Origin of the sequence: Stenotrophomonas sp. YIM B06876, assembly GCF_030711595.1 — a bacterium.
Taxonomy (GTDB): domain Bacteria; phylum Pseudomonadota; class Gammaproteobacteria; order Xanthomonadales; family Xanthomonadaceae; genus Stenotrophomonas.
Genome location: NZ_JAUJUJ010000239.1, coordinates 1 through 1,225 on the forward strand (window position 1 = coordinate 1; position 1,225 = coordinate 1,225).

Annotated in this window: 3 protein-coding genes; 1 reads left to right on the plus strand and 2 read right to left on the minus strand. The window is 64.7% G+C overall.

Translation table 11 applies throughout. The features are described 5' to 3' along the window. Together dctP and QZH66_RS16395 are read right to left on the minus strand one after the other, a co-directional pair. The coding region (dctP, locus tag QZH66_RS16390; protein WP_305806940.1) for a TRAP transporter substrate-binding protein DctP at positions 1–608 on the minus strand (608 nt) is incomplete at its 3' end. Between the two features lie 33 nt (positions 609–641). Continuing rightward, on the minus strand, positions 642–941 hold the full coding sequence (locus QZH66_RS16395) for a TRAP transporter large permease subunit (protein ID WP_305806941.1): 300 nt from the start codon (positions 939–941) through the stop codon (positions 642–644). 80 nt (positions 942–1,021) lie between these two features. Between QZH66_RS16395 and QZH66_RS16400 the strand changes: the two genes are divergently transcribed. Then, on the plus strand, positions 1,022–1,225 hold a 204-nt coding region (locus QZH66_RS16400; RefSeq protein WP_305806942.1), incomplete at its 3' end, for a hypothetical protein.

Consider the following 1,225-nt stretch of genomic DNA (forward strand, 5'->3'; position numbering starts at 1 on the left):
GGCTGGGCGTCGGCCCAGCTCATCTGCGTCGGGTTGGCGCCGAGCGCGGTGAAGGTGTCGAGGAACAGCGGCGAGCCGACGACGCGGATCTTCAGGCCCTTGAGGTCGGCCGGGGTCTTGATGGCGTGCTTGGAGTTGGAGATCTCGCGGTAGCCGTTCTCGCCCCAGGCGAGCGGCACCACGCCGGCCTTGTCCAGCGTCTGGAACAGGCTCTTGCCGACCTCGCCCTGCGTCAGCGCGTCGGCGGCGGCGTAGTCGGGCATCAGGAAGGGCAGCGAGAACAGGTTGAGCTGCTTGACCTGGGGCGACCAGTTGATGGTCGAGCCAATCGCCATGTCGATCACGCCCTGGCGCAGTGCGGAAAATTCGCGCGTCTGGTCGCCCTGGATCAGCGACACGCCGGGGTAGAGCTTGATGTTGATGCGGCCCTGGGTGCGCTCGCGCACCTTGTTGGCCCAGAGCTCGCCGCCCTTGCCCCAGGGGAAGGCCGTGCCCAGCACCAGCGACATGCGGTATTCGCTCTTGTAGGTTTGCGCCAGGGCGGGCGTGGCGAAGGCCAGCGCCGCTGCGGCAGCGACGGCAGAGGTCAGAAAGGTACGCAGTTTCATTCTTCAGTCTCCTTGGGTTAACAACAGTCGGATTCAATAGCCCAGCCGGGTCGGCAGCCACAGCGCCAGCTGCGGCCACACGATCACCAGCAGCATGGCAAAGCACATGGCGGCCACCAGCCACAGTACCCAGCGCGTGGTCTCTTCCATGCGCACATTGGCGATGCGGCTCGACACCATCAGGTTCACGGCCATCGGCGGCGTGAACTGGCCAATGGCGACGTTGAGCGTCAGCACCACGCCAAACCACACCGGGCTCCAGTGGTAGTGGTCCATGATGGGCATGAGCAGCGGCACGAAGATCAGGAAGATCGAGATGCCGTCGAGGAACATGNAACTGGCCAATGGCGACGTTGAGCGTCAGCACCACGCCAAACCACACCGGGCTCCAGTGGTAGTGGTCCATGATGGGCATGAGCAGCGGCACGAAGATCAGGAAGATCGAGATGCCGTCGAGGAACATGCCGAGCACGATCAGCAGTGCGATCAAGAGCGCCAGCACGCCGTGCTCGCCCAGGCCGGAGTCGACGATGGCGCGCGTGATCGGGTCGATCACGCCCAGCGTGGACAGCGAGAACGCGAAGATGCCGGCCAGCGATACCACCAGCAGGATCACC